The sequence below is a fragment of the Pseudomonas sp. P65(2024) genome (assembly GCF_057480955.1).
Map to the genome: position 1 here is coordinate 172,315 of NZ_JBLIYX010000001.1, position 19,665 is coordinate 191,979.

17 protein-coding genes are annotated in these 19,665 nt (G+C 65.6%); 5 read left to right on the top strand and 12 right to left on the bottom strand.

Annotated features, from left to right (window positions below):
- The first annotated feature begins 100 nt into the window (after nucleotides 1-100).
- On the top strand, nucleotides 101-967 hold the full coding sequence (locus tag AC25MA_RS00820; protein ID WP_486971689.1) for a LysR family transcriptional regulator: 867 nt from the start codon (nucleotides 101-103) through the stop codon (nucleotides 965-967).
- Here the strand turns inward: AC25MA_RS00820 and AC25MA_RS00825 are convergent.
- The 5 genes from AC25MA_RS00825 to AC25MA_RS00845 all read right to left on the bottom strand — a co-directional run bounded on the left by AC25MA_RS00825 (nucleotide 941) and on the right by AC25MA_RS00845 (nucleotide 4,966).
- On the bottom strand, nucleotides 941-2,098 hold the full coding sequence (locus AC25MA_RS00825) for an HPP family protein (protein WP_062359478.1): 1,158 nt from the start codon (nucleotides 2,096-2,098) through the stop codon (nucleotides 941-943). The genes AC25MA_RS00820 and AC25MA_RS00825 overlap by 27 nt on opposite strands.
- Before the next feature lie 259 nt (nucleotides 2,099-2,357).
- Complete coding sequence (locus tag AC25MA_RS00830; RefSeq protein WP_247283296.1) at nucleotides 2,358-3,677, bottom strand: sensor histidine kinase; 1,320 nt, start codon at nucleotides 3,675-3,677, stop codon at nucleotides 2,358-2,360.
- Entirely contained in the window at nucleotides 3,674-4,342 is a 669-nt protein-coding gene (locus AC25MA_RS00835; RefSeq protein ID WP_028692596.1) for a response regulator transcription factor, read from the bottom strand. Before AC25MA_RS00835 ends, AC25MA_RS00830 begins: the two co-directional genes overlap by 4 nt.
- 1 nt (nucleotide 4,343) lies before the next feature.
- Nucleotides 4,344-4,658: a PepSY domain-containing protein gene (locus tag AC25MA_RS00840; protein WP_182323694.1), complete on the bottom strand. Its 315-nt coding sequence runs from the start codon at nucleotides 4,656-4,658 to the stop codon at nucleotides 4,344-4,346.
- Nucleotides 4,658-4,966, bottom strand: a complete 309-nt coding sequence (locus AC25MA_RS00845; RefSeq protein ID WP_182323696.1) for a PepSY domain-containing protein — start codon at nucleotides 4,964-4,966, stop codon at nucleotides 4,658-4,660. The genes AC25MA_RS00840 and AC25MA_RS00845 overlap by 1 nt, the downstream gene beginning before the upstream one ends.
- Nucleotides 4,967-5,158: 192 nt before the next feature.
- Between AC25MA_RS00845 and AC25MA_RS00850 the strand changes: the two genes are divergently transcribed.
- Together AC25MA_RS00850 and queD are read left to right on the top strand one after the other, a co-directional pair.
- Nucleotides 5,159-6,238 (top strand): patatin-like phospholipase domain-containing protein, encoded by a 1,080-nt coding sequence (locus AC25MA_RS00850; RefSeq protein ID WP_280092340.1) that lies wholly within the window; start codon nucleotides 5,159-5,161, stop codon nucleotides 6,236-6,238.
- Nucleotides 6,239-6,291: 53 nt separating this feature from the next.
- Nucleotides 6,292-6,648 carry a 6-carboxytetrahydropterin synthase QueD gene (gene queD / locus AC25MA_RS00855; protein ID WP_023630589.1) on the top strand — a complete coding sequence of 119 codons (357 nt, stop codon included), beginning with the start codon at nucleotides 6,292-6,294 and terminating at the stop codon, nucleotides 6,646-6,648.
- A gap of 60 nt (nucleotides 6,649-6,708) precedes the next feature.
- Here queD and AC25MA_RS00860 read toward each other — a convergent pair whose 3' ends face one another.
- Nucleotides 6,709-7,188: a DUF1289 domain-containing protein gene (locus AC25MA_RS00860; RefSeq protein WP_028692600.1), complete on the bottom strand. Its 480-nt coding sequence runs from the start codon at nucleotides 7,186-7,188 to the stop codon at nucleotides 6,709-6,711.
- A gap of 409 nt (nucleotides 7,189-7,597) precedes the next feature.
- Between AC25MA_RS00860 and acnB the strand changes: the two genes are divergently transcribed.
- Entirely contained in the window at nucleotides 7,598-10,207 is a 2,610-nt protein-coding gene (gene acnB, locus AC25MA_RS00865) for a bifunctional aconitate hydratase 2/2-methylisocitrate dehydratase (RefSeq protein ID WP_062359486.1), read from the top strand.
- A 143-nt stretch (nucleotides 10,208-10,350) separates the two neighbouring features.
- Here the strand turns inward: acnB and prpD are convergent, their stop codons facing one another.
- From prpD to AC25MA_RS00895, 6 genes are all read right to left on the bottom strand, one after another.
- Nucleotides 10,351-11,835 carry a 2-methylcitrate dehydratase gene (gene prpD / locus AC25MA_RS00870; protein WP_088852464.1) on the bottom strand — a complete coding sequence of 495 codons (1,485 nt, stop codon included), beginning with the start codon at nucleotides 11,833-11,835 and terminating at the stop codon, nucleotides 10,351-10,353.
- A gap of 70 nt (nucleotides 11,836-11,905) precedes the next feature.
- Complete coding sequence (gene prpF, locus AC25MA_RS00875; RefSeq protein ID WP_088852465.1) at nucleotides 11,906-13,096, bottom strand: 2-methylaconitate cis-trans isomerase PrpF; 1,191 nt, start codon at nucleotides 13,094-13,096, stop codon at nucleotides 11,906-11,908.
- A 151-nt stretch (nucleotides 13,097-13,247) separates the two neighbouring features.
- Nucleotides 13,248-15,836: a Fe/S-dependent 2-methylisocitrate dehydratase AcnD gene (gene acnD / locus AC25MA_RS00880; protein ID WP_028692604.1), complete on the bottom strand. Its 2,589-nt coding sequence runs from the start codon at nucleotides 15,834-15,836 to the stop codon at nucleotides 13,248-13,250.
- Between the two features lie 165 nt (nucleotides 15,837-16,001).
- Nucleotides 16,002-17,129 carry a bifunctional 2-methylcitrate synthase/citrate synthase gene (gene prpC / locus AC25MA_RS00885; RefSeq protein ID WP_028692605.1) on the bottom strand — a complete coding sequence of 376 codons (1,128 nt, stop codon included), beginning with the start codon at nucleotides 17,127-17,129 and terminating at the stop codon, nucleotides 16,002-16,004.
- A 105-nt stretch (nucleotides 17,130-17,234) separates the two neighbouring features.
- On the bottom strand, nucleotides 17,235-18,125 hold the full coding sequence (gene prpB, locus AC25MA_RS00890) for a methylisocitrate lyase (protein ID WP_028692606.1): 891 nt from the start codon (nucleotides 18,123-18,125) through the stop codon (nucleotides 17,235-17,237).
- Nucleotides 18,122-18,838 (bottom strand): GntR family transcriptional regulator, encoded by a 717-nt coding sequence (locus AC25MA_RS00895; RefSeq protein WP_213882989.1) that lies wholly within the window; start codon nucleotides 18,836-18,838, stop codon nucleotides 18,122-18,124. Before AC25MA_RS00895 ends, prpB begins: the two co-directional genes overlap by 4 nt.
- Nucleotides 18,839-19,123: 285 nt before the next feature.
- Here AC25MA_RS00895 and rloA point away from each other — a divergent pair, with 285 nt between their 5' ends.
- The gene (rloA, locus tag AC25MA_RS00900) at nucleotides 19,124-19,660 is read left to right on the top strand and encodes a retropepsin-like aspartic peptidase RloA (RefSeq protein ID WP_028692608.1); all 537 of its coding nucleotides are present in this window, start codon (nucleotides 19,124-19,126) and stop codon (nucleotides 19,658-19,660) included.
- The last annotated feature ends 5 nt before the right edge of the window (nucleotides 19,661-19,665 follow it).

Sequence of the window (19,665 nt, forward strand, 5' to 3'; positions counted from 1 at the left end):
TGGCGAAATGCCTGGCATGCGCAGTCATCCAGGCATCGGTCGCCCCATCTCGGTGCAAAGTCACTAGAATGGGCGGTCTCTCCAGCCACAGAACCTTCCCATGGACATCGATCAGGCCCGTACCTTCCTGGAAATTGTCCGCTGCGGCAGCCTGGTCGCCGCCGCCGAACGCCTGTTCGTGTCGCAGACCGCGATCACCGCCCGGGTCCAGCGCCTGGAGCAGCAACTGGGCTGCCAGCTGTTCGTGCGCAGCCGCAATGGCGCCAGCCTCACCAGCGACGGCGAGGCGTTCGTCCCCTATGCCAACCAGCTGGTGCAGACCTGGGAAGCAGCACGCCGTGACCTGCCGCTGCCCCAGGGCTGCCAACAGGTGCTGCACGTGGGCGCCGAAGTGAGCCTGGGCAATCCGATGCTGCTCGACTGGGTCAGCGCCCTGCATCACGAGCTGCCCAGCCACGCCATCCGCAGCGAGGTCAGCGACGGCGAATCGCTGCTGCGCAAGGTGCAGATGGGCCTGCTCGACGCCGCGCTGGTCTACCAGCCGACCTATGGTCCGGGCCTGCAGGTCGAGCAGTTGATGGAAGAGAAGCTGATCCGCGTGCGTCGGGCCGATGCGCCCGATCCCTATGTCTACATCGACTGGGGCGAGGCCTTCCGTCGCCAGCACGATGCGGCCCTGCCCGAGCTGTCACGCCCGGCCCTGAGCTTCAACCTTGGGCCGCTCGCTCTGCAGTTCATCCTCGACCGTGGCGGCAGTGGCTATTTCCGTACGCGCGTGGTGCAGGCCTACCTGCAGAACGGCGTGTTCGAGCGCATGCCCCAGGCGCCGGAGTTCACCTACCCGACCTTCCTGGTGCATGCCCGCGAGCGCGACAGCGAGGCTTTGCAGCAGGCCTTCAACGTGCTGCGCCGGCTGGTGGCCGCTGGCGAAAGCGACTGGTCACAACGCTGGGATCCGCTGATCTGAGCCCGACGCGGCGCCGCTAAGCAGGTGTCGCTTGAGGCCGGCGATCAGGTCGGTCTGGGTGATCACCCCCACCAGACGCTCGCCGTCGAGCACCGGCAGGCAGTGCAAGCCTTGCTCGCCGAGCAACGGCAACAAGCGCTCCAGGGGCTGCCCGCAGTCGACACTGACCACCCGGCGACTCATCACCTGTTCCAGACGCACGGGCTGGCGACGGAACAGGCCACGCCAGCTGAATCGCCCACGGGCCATGGCCGCGCCGACCAGGTCGCTGAGGCTGACCATGCCGACCAGGTGGCCATCTTCCAGCACCGGCAAGGTCTTCAGGTGGTGATCGGCCAGCATCCGCCAAGCCTGCTCCAAGGTGGTGGCCGGAGTGGCGGCCTGAACGTCGCGGGACATCACCAAGCACGCGGTGATGCCGCCCAGGCTGCGCTGCAGGGCATGCTGCTCGGTGGCCAGGATGATGCGTTCCAGCTCATCGCGGGTGACATCGACGAACTCGCCAATCTCTGCCAGGGCCTGGTCCAGGTCTTCGCCCCGGATACCGACCCGTTCGCCCGGCAGGGGATCGTGGGTATGGTGCGGGTCCTTGCGCGGCGCCGCATTCTTGGGATAGCGCACGCCGGTCAGGCGGTTGTACAGCACCGCCACCGCCACCAGCACCAGCGCGTTGAGCAGCACCGGTTCGAGCAGATGGTCCCCCATGGCCACAAGGCCCGGATCGGCCAGCACCGCGCTCACCGCCACGCCGCCACCAGGCGGGTGCAGGCAGCGCAGCAGGCACATCGCCAGGATCGCGACACCCAGCGCCGCCGCCGCCACCCACAGGCCATCACCGAAACCGTGGCGCATGGCCAGGCCCACCACGCCAGCCAGGGCATAACTGCCCAGCACCGGCCAGGGCTGGGCCAGGGGCCCGGAGTGCACGGCGAACACCAGCACCGCCGAGGCCGCCAGCGGCCCGAGCAGGTGCAGGGCGATGGACGGGCCGTAGGCCAGGCTGCACAAGTAGCCGGCGAGAAACAGGCCCAGCAGCGCGCCGAAGCCAGCGCGCAACCACTCTTTGCGAGGAATGTTCAGGGGCGCCGGGAGCAGGCGCTGCAAGCGGGATTGGGGACGCGAGGCAGGCATCGAGGTATTCGGATCGTGTTCTTGTGCGAAAAAGAAAGCCCAGCGCGACCGGCCTGGGCCCTGTGTTGCGCAGTGCAATCGCGCAAGGGGCTCCGTCCATGGAGAGATGGAAACCGCAGGGTTTCGTGGGGAATGATTGTGCCGGGCGCGGGTGACCATGGGCCAATTCAAAAAACTGCGGCTGTACTGCAATTTTTTTGCAGGGTTGATCCGCCTTTCTTCAAGGCATACGCCATCCCTGTGGGAACGGCCTCGCCGATCAACGCCCCTTGCGCGGCAGGTCAATGCTGACCCGCAACCCGCCCTGGGGGCTTTCCAGCAGCGCAATCCGCCCGCCCCAGGCCTCGACGATATCGCGCACGATGCCCAGCCCCAGGCCATGGCCATCGACCTGCTCGTCCAGCCGCGAACCGCGTTCAAGCACCTGCAGGCGCTGCGTCTCGGGGATGCCCGGGCCATCGTCGTCCACCCACAGCCGGTAACCCTCGGCGGTCGGCGCGATACCCAGGCGCACCTCGCTGTCGGCCCATTTGCAGGCGTTGTCCAGCAGGTTGCCGAGCAGTTCCAGCAGGTCTTCGCGGTCCCAAGGCAACAACAACCCGGGCGGTACATCGCGCTCGAGCAGCAGGCCCTCGCCATGGATCATGCCCAGCGTCGCCAGCAGCCCGGGCAACTCAGCGTCGCAGTCGAACTGCGCCCCCGGCAGCGCATCGCCGGCCAGGCGCGCGCGGTTGAGCTCGCGGGCCAGGCGCTGCTGGATCTGCTCGAGTTGCTCGCGCATCTGCGCACGTACCTCAGGCAATCCTTGGAGGCGCTCGCTGGCGGCCAGGCTGAGCAGGACCGCCAACGGTGTCTTCAAGGCATGGCCGAGGTTGCCCAGGGCATTGCGCGAGCGGCGCAAACTGTCCTCGGTGTGGGCCAGCAGGTGGTTGATCTGGTCCACCAGCGGTTGCAGCTCGCTGGGCACCTCGGCGTCCAGTTGCGAGCGCTGGCCCTGCTGCAACTGGGCGATCTGCTGACGCGCCCGTTCCAGTGGACGCAGCGAACGGGTCACGGTGATGCGCTGCAGCACCAGCACCAGCAGCAGCGCCACCAGGCCCAGGCCCAGGCCGATCTGCTGCATGCGCCGAAAGCCCTCGCGCACCGGCGAATAGTCCTGGGCCACGCTGATCGAGATGTCCTGCCCCAGACGCCGGTAATCGCCGCGATAGGCCAGCAGCTGCTGGCCCTCGGGCCCCAGCTCGTGACCATCGTCCAGCCCCGGCTTGCCGGGCTTGGGCATGTCCATGTCCCACAACGAACGCGAGCGCCAGGTGCCCTGGTCGAAATCGATGCGAAAGTAGTAGCCCGAGAATGGCTGCTGGTAGGCCGCCGACAGCCGTCGCTCGTCCAGTTGCAAACCGGACGGGCCGCGCACCAGCGCCACCAGCAGGTTCTCGCTTTCCTTGCGCAGGCCGGCTTCCAGGTAGCGCTGCAGGCCGGCTTCGAACAGCCACAGGGTCAACTGCGCCAGGGCCAGCCCGACCACCACCAGCACCGCCACCAGGCCCAGGCTCAGGCGCGCCTGGATCGACTTCACGCGGTGCTCCCGGCGTACACGTAGCCCTGACCGCGACGGGTCTCGATCACGCTGCGCCCAAGCTTGCGCCGCAGATGGTTGACGTGAACTTCCAGCACATTGGAATCGCGCTCGGTTTCACCGTCATACAGGTGCTCGGCCAGGTGGCTCTTGGACAGCACCTGCCCCGGGTGCAGCATGAAGTAGCGCAGCAGGCGGAACTCGGCGGCGGTGAGCTGGACATCGACGCCTTCGCGGCTCACGCACTGGCGCGATTCGTCCAGGTGCAGGCCGGCCGCTTCCAGCTTCGGCTGGTTGGCCACCCCCTTGGCCCGGCGCAGCAGGGCCTGGATGCGCAGTTGCAGCTCCTCGGGGTGGAAGGGCTTGCTCAGGTAATCGTCGGCGCCAGCCTTGAGCCCCTCGATCCGCTCGGCCCAGGAACCGCGGGCGGTGAGGATCAGCACCGGAGTGGCCAAGCCGCCCGCCCGCCACTGCGCCAGCACCTCGAGCCCCGGCAGACCGGGCAGGCCGAGGTCGAGGATGATCAGGTCATAGGGTTCGCTCTGGCCCTGATACACCGCGTCGCGGCCATCGGCCAGCCAGTCCACGGCGTAGCCCTGGCGTTGCAGGGCGGCGGTCAGTTCATCGGCCAGGGGGACATTGTCCTCGACAAGCAACAGGCGCATCTCAGTCGTCTTCCTCGTCTTTGAGCAACTCGCCGGTGCGGGCATCGAGCTTGATCTCGCGTACCACGCCGGCCGGGGTCAGCAGTTCGACCTCGTACTCGTAGCGCTCGTGCTTTTCTTCCAGCTCCGCCTCCAGCAGCCGCGCCCCGGGGTAACGCCCCAGGGCGGACTCGAGCAGTTGCTCGAGCGGCAGGATGATGCCCTGTTGCCGAAGCGCCAGGGCTTCATCCTGATCCAGGTCGCGCGCGGCGGCCAGCGAACACACGACCATCAGGGCCAAGGCCAGGTAGCGTGCCGTTCGCGGTAGTGCGGGCATCAGTTGTCTCGCTCGTCCTTCAGGACTTCACCGGTCTTGGCGTCCAGATCCACATCCCATTCGACGTTCTGGGCATCGCGCAGGTCGACCTTGTAGATGTAGCGACCATACTCGTTCTCGAGCTCCGAGTCGGTCACAGTGGCGCCGGGGTGCTTGGCGATGGCGGCGGCCTTGAGTTCGTCCAGCGATTTGATGGTCTTGGCGTTCACCAGTTTGACCACTTCATCGGGCTGCACGTCCTTGGCAAAGGCGGCGTTGGCACCGAAAGCGAGGGCAGCGGCGGTGAACAGGGCAGTCAAAGTTTTCATGAGGTTCTCTCCAGCGAGATGTGTAATTTGTCTACGGAATTAAGATTAACCACCGGCCCTTAACTCAACCTGAAAACAGCTGGCCGCATGATAGCGCAGCTCTTGGTGCCCATGCGCAGCCCCTTGCAGGAGCACCTCGGCAAGGCCGGCAAATCCCCTATACTGCCCGCCTGCCCCACCCGAGACCCCGCCATGAGCGCGATTCACATCAAGTACCCCGCCCTGACCTTCAAGGCCGGCCAGCGTGCCCTGCGGCAGATCCGCGAACGCGGCCTGCGGGCCGAAGATGTCGGTGTGTTGCCGGGCGCCGCCGGTGGCCCCAAGCCGCTGGGGATCCAGGGCCTGGACCTGGCGTTGTTCGGTGAATGGCTGACCAGCGCGCCGCGCCAGCGTGCGCTGATCGGCGCCTCGATCGGTGCCTGGCGCTTCGCCAGCGCCTGCCTCGACGATCCGGTCGCCGGCATCCGCCGCCTGGGCGAGCTGTACACCGAGCAGGACTTCGCCAAGGGCGTGACACCCAAAGAGATCAGCCAGAGCTGCCAGCGCATGCTCGACGACCTGCTGCAAGGCCACGACGGGCAGGTCCTGGCCAACCCGCACTACCGCCTGAACATCCTGGTGGTGAAGAGCCATGGCCAGCTCGCCCACGACCACCGCGGCCGTCTGGGCATGGGCCTGTCCTCGGTGATCGCCAGCAACCTGCTGGGACGCGCGCGCCTGGGCCGGCATTTCGAGCGGGTCATCCTCCACGACCAACGCGCCGCGCCGCCGCTGGAGCCACTGACCGACTTCCCGTCGCGCAGCCTGCCGCTGGACCTGGCCAACCTGCGCCACGCCCTGCTCGCCTCGGGCTCGATCCCCATGGTCATGGAAGGCGTGCGCGACATCCCCGGCGCCGGGGCCGGCACCTACCGCGACGGCGGCCTGCTCGACTATCACCTGGACCTGCCCTACCAGGGCGACGACCTGGTGCTCTACCCGCACTTCACCGACAAGGTGGTGCCCGGCTGGTTCGACAAGGCCCTGCCCTGGCGCAAAGGCGACGCCACGCGCCTGCAGAACGTGCTGCTGATGACCCCGTCACCGCAGTACCTGGCCGCCCTCCCCTACGGCAAGCTGCCAGACCGCAACGACTTCAAGCGTTTCATGGGCGATGCGTCGGGCCGCAGGCGCTACTGGTACCAGGCCATGGCCGAAAGCCGGCGCCTGGGCGACGAACTGCTGGAACTGATCGCCACCGGGCGGTTGCAGGATCGGTTGCAAGCCTTGTAGCGGGCATGCTGGTAGACTGCGCGCATCGTTGATTCACACAGAGTTATGCCAGCGTGGAAATCTTTAAGGAATTTACCTTCGAATCGGCTCACCGCCTGCCCAACGTCCCTGCCGGCCACAAGTGCGGTCGCCTGCATGGCCACTCGTTCAAGGTTGCCCTGCACCTGACCGGCCCGCTCGATCCGCACACCGGCTGGATCCGCGATTTCTCCGAGATCAAGGCGATCTTCAAGCCGATCTACGAGCAGTTGGACCACAACTACCTGAACGATATTCCAGGCCTGGAAAACCCCACCAGCGAAGTGATCGCCAAGTGGATCTGGGACCAGGTCAAGCCGCTGCTGCCGGAGCTGTCGAAGGTGCGGATCCATGAGACCTGCACCAGCGGGTGCGAGTACACCGGCGACTGATCTGCACCGGCCTTTTCGCGGGTAATCCCGCGAAGAGGCCAGCACCGTTACCCCAGAGCTTCAGCCCTGCCCGCGGTCCAGGGCGTCTCGCAAAAAGCTCGGCGCGATATAGCGCTGGTAATGCGCCTCCGACAACAGGAAAAACTCCCGGTCGATGGCATCGCGCAACTGCGGCAGTTCCCAGTCGCGAAACTCCGGCAGCAGCGCCATCCCGTACGCCTCCAGGTCACGGATCATCCGCGCCCCACGGGCGATCAGCTGATACGCCCAGCAATACTCGGACTGGTGCGCGACGAAGCGGACCGAGCGCTGCTCCAGCTGCTGGCGCAGCAGCGCTTTGTCGAACACTTCCAGCTTGGCCATCATCACCTGCACCAGCAGTTGCTCCAGGCGCAGCCACACCGCGCGCTTCTGCTCGTCGTCGTAGCCGTTCCAGTGGATCACTTCGTGGTGAAAGCGCTTGCAGCCGCGGCACACCAGGTCGCCGTAGACCGTGGAGCACAGGCCGACGCAAGGGGTCTTGATGGATTGGTTGGACATGTAGAAACAACAGCTTGGCGGTGGAACACCGGTTCATGTTAGCCCTTTGTCTAACCAGGGTCACCCGTTAAAGTCATCTACGCCGCCTTACTTTCGGCTTATTTTTGCCGTAGAATCATCCCGCCTTTTCAAGGCAACAATGTCCGTTGGAAGCTGTTTTCAAAGCGTCACGAGCACAGTTAATCCGGTAGAACGGCGTTGGCCCTGTCCATGCAAGCGTGCATGGCCATGGCCAACCCCTCATCAGCCTTCCGTTCTACAGGCGTAAAACTTTGAAAGCAGCTTCTGTAAGGATTCTCTGCGACCCTGGCTTGCCGGCCCAAAAAGCCGTCTTGAGCGCATGGGTGCATGGGAATGCTGGATGAGCGTCCCGGACTCCCTTTAGGGACCACTGATGAGGGTAATAACTGTGCTTGAAGCCTACCGCAAACACATCGAAGAGCGTGCCGCTCTGGGTATCGTGCCCCAGCCGCTGAACGCCGAACAAACTGCAGGCCTGGTCGAGCTGCTGAAAAACCCGCCGGCCGGCGAAGAAGCCTTCCTCGTAGACCTGATCACCAACCGCGTTCCGCCAGGAGTGGACGAAGCCGCCTACGTCAAGGCCGCGTTCCTCTCCGCCGTCGCCAAGGGTGAAGCCAAATCCCCGCTGATCGACCGCAAGCACGCCACCGAGCTGCTGGGCACCATGCAGGGCGGCTACAACATCGAGACGCTGGTCGCGCTGCTGGACGACGCCGAACTGGGCGCCGTCGCGGCCGAACAGCTCAAGCACACCCTGCTGATGTTCGACGCCTTCCACGATGTGGCCGAAAAAGCCAAGGCGGGCAACGCCCACGCCAAGGCCGTGCTGGAATCCTGGGCTGCCGGCGAGTGGTTCACCAGCCGTCCGGCGATCGCCGACAAGTACACCCTGACCGTGTTCAAGGTGCCTGGCGAAACCAACACCGACGACCTGTCCCCTGCTCCGGACGCCTGGTCGCGCCCTGACATCCCGCTGCACGCCCTGGCCATGCTGAAGATGGCCCGCGACGGCATCGAGCCTTCGCAGCCAGGTTCGGTCGGCCCGCTGGCCCAGATCGAAGCCATGAAAGCCAAAGGCTTCCCGGTTGCCTACGTCGGTGACGTGGTCGGCACCGGCTCCTCGCGCAAATCCGCCACCAACTCGGTGCTGTGGTTCTTCGGCGACGACATTCCGTACGTGCCGAACAAGCGCGCCGGTGGTTTCTGCTTCGGCACCAAGATCGCCCCGATCTTCTACAACACCATGGAAGACGCCGGCGCCCTGCCGATCGAGTTCGACTGCACCAACCTGGCCATGGGCGACGTCATCGACGTCTACCCGTTCAAAGGTGAAGTGCGCCGCCACGGCAGCGACGAACTGGTCACCCACTTCGAGCTGAAGACCGAAGTACTGCTCGACGAAGTCCGCGCCGGCGGCCGTATCCCGCTGATCGTCGGCCGTGGCCTGACCGAGAAGGCCCGCGCCGAACTGGGCCAGGCCCCATCGGACCTGTTCAAGAAACCCGAGCAGCCAGCCGCTTCGACCAAGGGCTTCACCCTGGCGCAGAAGATGGTCGGTCGCGCCTGCGGCCTGCCGGAAGGCCAGGGCGTGCGTCCAGGTGCCTACTGCGAGCCGAAGATGACCACCGTCGGTTCCCAGGACACCACGGGCCCGATGACCCGCGACGAGCTGAAAGACCTGGCGTGCCTGGGCTTCTCCGCCGACCTGGTGATGCAGTCGTTCTGCCACACCGCGGCCTATCCGAAGCCGATCGACGTCACCACCCACCACACCCTGCCAGACTTCATCCGCACCCGTGGCGGCGTGTCGCTGCGCCCGGGCGACGGCATCATCCACAGCTGGCTGAACCGCATGCTGATGCCTGACACCGTGGGTACCGGTGGCGACTCGCACACCCGCTTCCCGATCGGCATCTCGTTCCCGGCCGGTTCCGGCCTGGTGGCCTTCGCCGCCGCCACCGGCGTCATGCCGCTGGACATGCCAGAATCCGTGCTGGTGCGCTTCAAGGGCAAACTGCAGCCAGGCATCACCCTGCGTGACCTGGTCCACGCGATCCCTTACTACGCCATCCAGAAGGGCCTGCTGACCGTCGAGAAGAAAGGCAAGAAGAACATCTTCTCCGGCCGCATCCTCGAGATCGAAGGCCTGAACGAGCTGACCGTCGAGCAAGCCTTCGAGCTGTCCGACGCCTCGGCCGAACGTTCCGCCGCCGGTTGCACCATCAAGCTGCCAGAGAAGGCCATCGCCGAGTACCTGCAGTCCAACATCACCCTGCTGCGCTGGATGATCGGCGAAGGCTACGGCGATGCCCGCACCCTGGAGCGCCGCGCCCAGGCCATGGAAGCCTGGCTGGCCAAGCCTGAGCTGCTGTCGGCCGACGCCGACGCCGAGTACGCCGAAATCATCGAGATCGACCTGGCCGACGTCAAGGAGCCTGTGCTCTGCGCGCCGAACGACCCGGACGATGCCCGCCTGCTGTCCTCGGTACAAGGCGAGAAGATCGACGAAGTGTTCATCGGCTCGTGCATGACCAACATCGGTCACTTCCGCGCTGCCGGCAAGCTGCTGGACAAGGTCAAGGGCGGTATTCCGACCCGTCTGTGGCTGGCTCCGCCAACCAAGATGGACGCCCACCAGCTGACCGAAGAAGGCTACTACGGCATCTACGGCAAGGCTGGCGCGCGCATGGAAATGCCAGGCTGCTCGCTTTGCATGGGTAACCAGGCACGTGTGCAGACCGGTTCGACCGTGGTCTCCACCTCGACCCGTAACTTCCCGAACCGTCTGGGCGACGCCACCAACGTGTACCTGGCCTCGGCCGAGCTGGCTGCTGTCGCTTCGATCATCGGCAAGCTGCCGACCGTCGAGGAGTACATGCAGTACGCGAAAGACATCGACAGCATGGCTGCCGACGTCTACCGCTACCTGAGCTTCGACCAGATCGCCGAGTTCCGCGAAGCGGCGGCCAACGCCAAGATCCCGGTGGTTCAGGCGTAAGCTGAGCAGGACGTTGTAGAAGAAAGCCCCGGTAGCGATACCGGGGCTTTTTTGTTGGATTTACGATCCTGTCGCGGGGCAAGCCCGCTCCCACGTCAACATGAATTTCCCCACGCGGGAGCGGGCTTGCCCCGCGATTGTCGTCAGATCACGAACAGATCAACGAACCTGTGCACCGGCATCACCTCCAGCGCCTGCTGATCCTTGCACACGTCCAGGATCGCCTCACAGCGCTGCCGCGCGAACCGCGTCGCCAGGTTCTCGCGGAACTTGGCCTCGAGCAACGGCATCCCCTCCTCCCGCCGCCGCCGATGCCCGATCGGGTACTCCACCACCACCTGCGGCGTGTGCGAGCCATCCCTGAAGAACACTTGCACGCCATTGGCGATGGAGCGCTTGTCGGGCTCCAGGTACTCGCGAGTGAAGCGCGGCTCCTCGACGATCACCATCTTCTCGCGCATGCGGTCGATGCTCGGGTGCGCGGCGTGGAAGGCATCCTCGTAGTGCTCCGCCACCAGGTCACCGAAGATCAGCGGCACGGCGGTCATGTACTGCAGGCAGTGGTCGCGGTCGGCGGCGTTGGCCAGCGGCCCCTCCTTGGAAATGATGCGGATCGCCGACTCATGGGTGGTGATGACGATCCGGTCGATCTCGTGCAGGCGGTTGCGCACCTGCGGGTGCAGGGTCACTGCAGCCTCGCAGGCGGTCTGGGCGTGGAACTCGGCGGGGAAACTGATCTTGAACAGCACGTTTTCCATCACGTAGCTGCCCAACGGCTGCGGCAGGCGCAGTTCACGCAGCGGCTCGGGCTTGAGCGCCAAGTCCTTGTTGGTGTGGCTGAACGACACATCGTAGAAGCCCCACTGTTTGGCGGTCAGCGCACCGGGCACGCCCATCTCGCCACGCAGGGCAATATCGGCCAGGCGCACGCCGCGACTGGAGGCATCCCCCGCCGCCCACGACTTGCGCGACCCGGCGTTGGGCGCGTGACGGTAGGTGCGCAGGGCCTGGCCATCGACGAAGGCGTGGGACAGCGCCGACAGCAACTGCTCGCGATTGGCGCCCATGAGCCTGGCGCAGACCGCCGCGGAGGCGACCTTGACCAGCAGCACATGATCCAGGCCGACCCGGTTGAACGAATTCTCCAGCGCCAGCACGCCCTGGATCTCGTGGGCCATGACCATGGCATCGAGTACCTCGCGCATGACCAGGGGCGCCTCGCCATTGGCCACACGCTTTTGCGAGAGGTGGTCGGTGACCGCCAGGATGCCGCCGAGGTTGTCCGAGGGGTGCCCCCACTCCGCCGCCAGCCAGGTGTCGTTGTAGTCCAGCCAGCGGACGATGCAGCCAATGTCCCAGGCGGCCTTGACCGGATCGAGGCGATAGCTGGTACCAGGCACGCGGGCGCCATGGGGGACAAGGGTGCCCTCGACCAGCGGGCCTAGGTGCTTGGTGCATTCAGGAAAGCGCAGGGCCAGCAGGCCGCAGCCCAGGGTGTCCATCAGGCAATAGCGGGCGGTGTTCAGGGCTTCGGCGCAATCGACGCGGTAGCCAAGCACGTAGTCGGCGAGGGTCTGCAGGACCTGGTCGTAGTCGGGGCGGGTGTTGAGGTCTACGTTTGCGCTCATATACAGCTCCCTTCTGGATTGCCGGGGCCGCTTTGCGGCCCCAACCAACGAAAGCCGAACGCTAGATGCCTTAGAAACTATCACCGGGCACGCGCACCCAGCCCTCCATCAGCACCCGAGCGCTTCGGCTCATGATTGCCTTGGTCACGGTCCACTGCCCATCCACCTGACGCGCCTCGGCCCCGACCCGCAACGTCCCGGACGGATGACCGAAACGCACGGCACTGCGTTCACCGCCACCGGCGGCAAGGTTGACCAGCGTCCCCGGGATCGCTGCGGCGGTGCCGATGGCGACCGCCGCGGTGCCCATCATCGCGTGGTGCAGCTTGCCCATCGACAACGCACGCACCAGCAGGTCGACGTCCTCGGCTGCGACAACCTTGCCACTGGAGGAGGTATAGCCGGTCGGCGCCGCGACGAACGCGACCTTCGGCGTGTGCTGGCGCCCGGCGGCCTGGTCGATGTGCTCGATCAGCCCCATGCGCACCGCGCCATGGGCACGGATGATCTCGAAACGCTGCAATGCCGCGGCATCGCCGTTGATCGCGTCCTGCAGCTCGGTTCCGGTATAGCCGATATCGGCGGCATTGACGAAGATGGTCGGTATGCCGGCGTTGATCAGGGTCGCCTTGAAGGTGCCGACACCCGGCACCTCGAGGTCGTCGACCAGGTTGCCGGTAGGGAACATCGCCCCGCCGTCACCGCCCTCGTCGGCGGCCGGATCGAGGAATTCCAGCTGCACCTCGGCGGCCGGGAAGGTCACGCCATCGAGCTCGAAATCGCCGGTTTCCTGCACCTCGCCTTCGGTGATCGGCACATGGGCGATGATGGTCTTGCCGATATTGGCCTGCCAGATCCGCACGGTGGCGATACCATTGCGCGGAATCCGACTGGCATCGACCAGCCCGCTGCTGATGGCGAACGAGCCGACCGCGGCGGACAGGTTGCCGCAGTTGCCGCTCCAGTCGACGAAGGCCTTGTCGATCGACACCTGGCCGAACAGGTAGTCGACGTCGTGGTCGGGCTTGATGCTCTTGGACAGGATCACCGTCTTGCTGGTGCTGGAGGTGGCGCCGCCCATGCCGTCGATCTGCTTGCCGTACGGGTCGGGGCTGCCGATCACCCGCAGCAGCAGGGCGTCGCGGGCAGGACCAGGAATCTGCGTCTGCTCGGGCAGGTCCTGGAGGCGGAAGAACACGCCTTTGCTGGTGCCGCCGCGAATATAGGTGGCGGGAATTTTGATCTGGGGTACGTGAGCCATTGTCTTGGGCATCCTGATAGTCCGGTGAAGTACCCTGGGGCTGCCCTGCTGCCCTTTCGCGACACATGGCCGCTCCCACAGGTACTGCGCCGCTCGTTGTGGGAGCGGCCATGTGTCGCGAAAGGGCCGCAAAGCGACCCCCGTTTCATGCTCAGGCCGCCCCCTCCAGGAAGTCCTGGGCAAAGCGCTGCAACACCCCACCCGCCTCGTAGATCGATACCTCTTCGGCGGTATCCAGGCGACAGGTCACCGGCACCTCGACACGCTCGCCATTGCGCCGCGTCACCACCAGGGTCAGCGTCGCCCGTGGCGTGCGCTCGCCGAGCACATCGTAGGTCTCGCTGCCGTCCAGGCCCAGGGTCTTGCGGTCGGTGCCCGGCTTGAACTCCAGCGGCAGCACGCCCATGCCCACCAGGTTGGTGCGGTGGATACGCTCGAAGCCTTCGGCGACGATGGCCTCGACACCTGCCAGACGCACGCCCTTGGCCGCCCAGTCACGGGACGAGCCCTGGCCGTAGTCGGCACCGGCGATGATAATCAGCGGCTGCTTGCGCTCCATGTAGGTCTCGATGGCCTCCCACATGCGGGTCACCTTGCCTTCCGGCTCGAGGCGCGCCAGCGAACCCTGCTTCACGCTGCCGTCGTCCTTGCGCACCATCTCGTTGAACAGCTTGGGGTTGGCGAAGGTGGCGCGCTGGGCGGTCAGGTGGTCACCGCGGTGGGTGGCGTAGGAGTTGAAGTCCTCCTCCGGCAGGCCCATCTTCGCCAGGTACTCGCCGGCGGCGCTGTCGAGCATGATGGCATTGGACGGTGACAGGTGGTCGGTGGTGATGTTGTCCGGCAGCACCGCCAGCGGGCGCATGCCACGCAGGGTACGCTCACCGGCCAGGGCGCCTTCCCAATACGGCGGACGGCGGATGTAGGTGCTCATCGGGCGCCATTCATACAGCGGCGCGACTTTCGGCCCCTTGTCTTCCTCGATGGTGAACATCGGGATGTACACCTGGCGGAACTGCTCAGGCTTGACCGAGGCGCGCACCACGGCGTCGATCTCTTCATCGCTCGGCCAGATGTCCTTCAGGCGAATCTCCTTGCCGTCGACCACGCCCAGCACATCCTTCTCGATATCGAAGCGGATGGTGCCGGCGATGGCGTAGGCCACCACCAGCGGCGGCGAAGCCAGGAACGCCTGCTTGGCGTACGGGTGGATGCGCCCGTCGAAGTTACGGTTGCCCGATAGCACGGCGGTGGCGTACAGGTCGCGGTCGATGATTTCCTGCTGGATCACCGGGTCCAGCGCGCCGGACATGCCGTTACAGGTGGTGCAGGCGAAGGCGACGATGCCGAAGCCCAGCTGCTCCAATTCCTGCTCCAGCCCTGCTTCCTTGAGGTACAACTGCACGGCCTTGGAGCCCGGCGCCAGCGACGACTTGACCCATGGTTTGCGGACCAGGCCGAGCTTGTTGGCGTTGCGCGCCAGCAGGCCGGCGGCGATCACGTTGCGCGGGTTGCTGGTATTGGTGCAACTGGTGATGGCGGCGATGATCACCGCGCCATCGGGCATCTGCCCAGGCACTTCTTCCCATTGGCCGGCGATGCCCTTGGCCGCCAGGTCGCTGGTGGCCACGCGGGCGTGCGGGTTGGACGGGCCGGCCATGTTGCGCACCACGCTCGACAGGTCGAAGCTCAGGGCGCGCTCGTACTCGGCCTTGGCCAGGCTGTCGGCCCACAGGCCGGTGGCCTTGGCATAGGTTTCCACCAGCTGCACTTGCTGGTCATCGCGGCCGGTGAGCTTGAGGTAGTCGATGGTCTGCTGGTCGATGGCGAACATCGCCGCGGTGGCGCCGTATTCCGGGGCCATGTTGGAGATGGTGGCGCGGTCGCCCAGGGTCAGCGCGCTGGCGCCGGCGCCGTGGAACTCCAGGTAGGCGCCGACCACCTTCTGCTTGCGCAGGAACTCGGTGAGCGCCAGCACCAGGTCGGTGGCGGTGATGTTCGGCGCCAGGCGACCGGTCAGCTCGACGCCGACGATCTCCGGCAGGCGCATCCACGAGGCGCGGCCGAGCATCACGTTCTCGGCCTCCAGGCCGCCGACGCCAATGGCGATCACACCCAGGGCATCCACGTGCGGGGTGTGGCTGTCGGTGCCGACACAGGTGTCCGGGTAGGCCACGCCGCGATCGTTGTGGACCACCGGCGACATCTTCTCCAGGTTGATCTGGTGCATGATGCCGTTGCCCGGCTGGATCACGTCGACGTTCTTGAAAGCCTGCTTGGTCCAGTTGATGAAGTGGAAACGGTCTTCGTTGCGGCGATCCTCGATGGCACGGTTCTTCTCGAACGCCTGCGGGTCGAAGCCGCCGCACTCCACGGCCAGCGAGTGGTCGACGATCAGCTGCACCGGCACCACCGGGTTGACCTGGGCCGGGTCGCCGCCTTTATCTGCAATGGCATCGCGCAGGCCGGCCAGGTCGACCAGGGCGGTCTGGCCGAGGATGTCGTGGCAGACCACGCGGGCGGGGAACCAGGGGAAGTCGAGGTCGCGCTTGCGCTCGATCAGCTGTTCCAGCGAGGCGTTGAGCGTGGCCGGATCACAGCGGCGCACCAGGTTCTCGGCCAGCACGCGGGAGGTGTACGGCAGGCCGTCGTAGGCGCCGGGCTTGATCGCCTCGACCGCGGCACGGGCGTCGAAGTAGTCCAGGGCGGTGCCTGGCAGGTTCTTGCGGAATGCGGTGTTCATATCGTTATCGGGCTCGGTCACGGTGTTCAGTAGGCAGGTCTGGCCTTGGGGGGCGCTGCGCGCCCCTTTCGCGACACAAGGCCGCTCCTACAGGGACTGCGCCGCACCTGTGGGAGCGGCCTTGTGTCGCGATAGGGCTGCACAGCAGCCCCAGCGCTCTATCAGTCAACGCTGCTCGATCGGCACGAACTGGCGTTGCTCGACGCCGACGTACTCGGCGCTCGGGCGGATGATGCGGTTGTTGGCGCGCTGTTCGAACACGTGCGCGGCCCAACCAGTCAGGCGCGAGCAGACGAAGATCGGGGTGAACAGCTTGGTCGGGATGCCCATGAAGTGGTACGCCGAGGCATGGTAGAAGTCGGCGTTGGGGAACAGGCGCTTCTGCTCCCACATGGTCTTGTCGATGGCCTCGGAAACCGGGTACAGGACCTTGTCGCCGACTTCATCGGCGAGTTGCTTGGCCCAGCCCTTGATCACCTCGTTGCGCGGATCGGACTCTTTATAGATGGCGTGGCCGAAGCCCATGATCTTGTCCTTGCGCTCGAGCATGCGCAGCAGCTCGGCAGTGGCTTCCTGCGGAGTCTGGAAGCGTTCGATCAGCTCCATCGCCGCTTCGTTGGCGCCGCCGTGCAGCGGGCCGCGCAACGAGCCGATGGCCGCGGTCACGCAGGAGTACAGGTCGGACAGGGTCGAGGCGCAGACCCGGGCGGTGAAGGTCGAGGCGTTGAACTCGTGCTCGGCGTAGAGGATCAGCGAGACGTTCATCACCTTGACGTGCAGCGCGCTCGGCTTCTTGCCATGCAGCAGGTGCAGGAAGTGGCCGCCGAGGGTGTCCTCGTCGCTGGTGCAGTCGATGCGCACGCCGTGGTGGGTGAAGCGGTACCAGTAGCACATCACCGCCGGGAACAGCGCCAGCAGGCGATCGGTCTTCTCACGCTGGGCGTCGAAGGTCAGTTCCGGCTCCAGGGTGCCGAGCACCGAGCAGCCGGTGCGCATCACGTCCATCGGGTGGGCATCGCGCGGGATGCGCTCGAGCACTTCCTTCAGCGCTTGCGGCAGGTCGCGCAGGCCCTTGAGCTTGCGCTTGTAGTCGGCAAGCTCCGCCTTGCTCGGCAGCTCGCCGTACAGCAGCAGGTAAGCGACTTCCTCGAACTCGGCGCCGGCGGCCAGGTCGCGCACATCATAGCCGCGGTAGGTCAGGCCGGCCCCGGCCTGGCCGACGGTCGACAGCGCGGTCTGGCCGGCCACCTGGCCACGCAGGCCAGCGCCACTGAGTACTTTTGCTTCGGCCATGGTGTTTCTCCTTTCTTGAATTTGTTATCGAAGTCTTTTCTGGCTAATCGGGTATCGGGCCTGTTCGCCGGCAAGCCGGCTCCTACAGGGCGACGTGCGCTTGAATCATCCCTTCTTCTGCGCGAACAGCGCATCGAGGCTCTGCTCGAAGGCGTGGTAGCCGATGGCATCGTAGAGCTCCATGCGGGTCTGCATGGTGTCGATCACGTTCTTCTGCGTGCCGTCACGACGCAGCGCGGTGTAGACGTTCTCGGCCGCCTTGTTCATGGCGCGGAAAGCCGACAGCGGGTAGAGCACCAGAGACACGTCGACCGAGGCCAGCTCCTCGGTGGTGTACAGCGGCGTGGCGCCGAACTCGGTGATGTTGGCCAGGATCGGCGCCTTCACCCGGTCGGCGAAGGTCTTGTACATCGACAGCTCGGTAATGGCTTCCGGGAAGATCATGTCGGCGCCGGCCTCGATGCAGGCGGCAGCGCGGTCCAGGGCGGCGTTCAGGCCTTCCACCGCCAGCGCGTCGGTGCGCGCCATGATCACGAAACTGTCGTCGCTGCGGGCATCCACGGCGGCCTTGATGCGGTCGACCATCTCCTGCTGCGAGACGATCTCCTTGTTCGGGCGGTGGCCACAGCGCTTGGCGCCGACCTGGTCCTCGATATGAATGGCCGCGGCGCCGAACTTGCTCATCGACTTGACGGTGCGGGCGACGTTGAAGGCCGAGGCGCCGAAGCCGGTGTCGACATCCACCAGCAGCGGCAGGTCGCATACATCGGTGATGCGCCGTACGTCGGTGAGCACGTCGTCCAGGCCGCTGATGCCCAGGTCCGGCAGGCCCAGGGAGCCGGCGGCGACACCGCCGCCGGACAGGTAGATGGCCTTGAAGCCGGCACGCTTGGCCAGCAGGGCGTGGTTGGCGTTGATGGTCCCGACCACCTGCAGCGGATGTTCGGCGGCGACCGCGTCACGGAAACGCTGGCCGGGCGTGCTCTTCACTGTCATGACTCACCTCGTGGGCTATTGTTGTCGGCACCTTGGTAGTGGCGCTCGATATTGCGTTTGGACGCGCCGATGTGGCGGCGCATCAGGAGTTCTGCCAGTTCGCCGTCGCGGGCTTCGATCGCATCGAGGATGCGGTGGTGCTCGGCGAAGGCCTGGCGCGGGCGGTTGGGCGTGCTGGAGAACTGGATGCGGTACATGCGCACCAGTTGGTACAGCTCGCCGCAGAGCATCTTGTACAGGGTCTGGTTGCCGCTGCCCTGGATGATCCGGTAGTGGAAGTCGTAGTCGCCTTCCTGCTGGTAGTAGCCCTGGCCGGCCTGGAACGCGGCGTCACGCTCGTGGGTGTCGAGCACATGGCGCAGCTCGTCGATGGCCGCCTGGCTCATGCGTTCGGCGGCCAGGCGGCAGGCCATGCCTTCGAGGGATTCGCGGATTTCGTACAGCTCGATCAACTCGGCATGGCTGAGCGACACCACCCGGGCGCCGACATGGGGCACGCGCACCAGCAGGCGCTGGCCCTCCAGGCGGTGGATCGCCTCGCGCAGCGGGCCGCGGCTGATGCCGTAGGTGCGCGCCAGCTCCGGCTCGGAGATCTTGCTGCCGGGGGCGATCTCGCCCTTGACGATGGCGGCCTGGATGCGCCGGAAGACGTGCTCCGAGAGGGTCTCGGTCTCGTCCTGAGGCAGCGTGGTGACCGGGGCTGTGTCCAGCATGATTGTCGACACCTTCAAAATCAGTGACGCCAAAACTAGCCAAATAGAGGAATGGAGTCAAAGACAAAAAGAATATTGTCGACAATCGTCTAATAACGAACTTACCCCGCCTTCATGGGGTCTGATCGCGGGCGCGCTGGCGTCAAGACATCGGCGTGATAGAATGCCGCGCTCCTTCGGGAGCATGGATAGTGTGTCTGTCATCATTTCATGTTGTTGACAGATCAATGAGGACGCTTGGCCAGTCGCCTTGCCCTGAAACCTGCACAGCACCGCGCCAGGATTATGAGACTCAAACCCGCTTTATTGCTGCTCTGCCTGACCCTGCTGCCGGCGCTCGCGCCCGCGGCCGAGAAAACCGTGTACGGCCTGAACGAATATGCCCGCCTGGGCGACCTTGACCTGGAAGTGGCGGCCAAGCTCGACACCGGCGCCAAGACCGCCTCGCTCAGCGCCCGCGACATCAAGCGTTTCAAGCGCAACGGCGAGAGCTGGGTGCGCTTCTACCTGGCCATCGACGCCGCGCACAAGCACCCCATCGAACGCCCCCTGGCCCGCGTCAGCAAGATCAAGCGCCGCGCCGGGGACTATGATGCCGACTCGGGCAAGGCCTACACTGCCCGCCCGGTCATCGAACTCGAGATCTGCATGGGCCAGACGCAACGCACCATCGAGGTCAACCTCACCGACCGCAGCGCCTTCCAGTTCCCGCTGCTGATCGGTTCCGAGGCCCTCAAGCACTTCGGTGCGCTGGTCGACCCAAGCCTTAAATACGCGGCCGGCAAACCTGCCTGCGCCACCGAAGCTCCCAAAGCAGAGTAATTCCG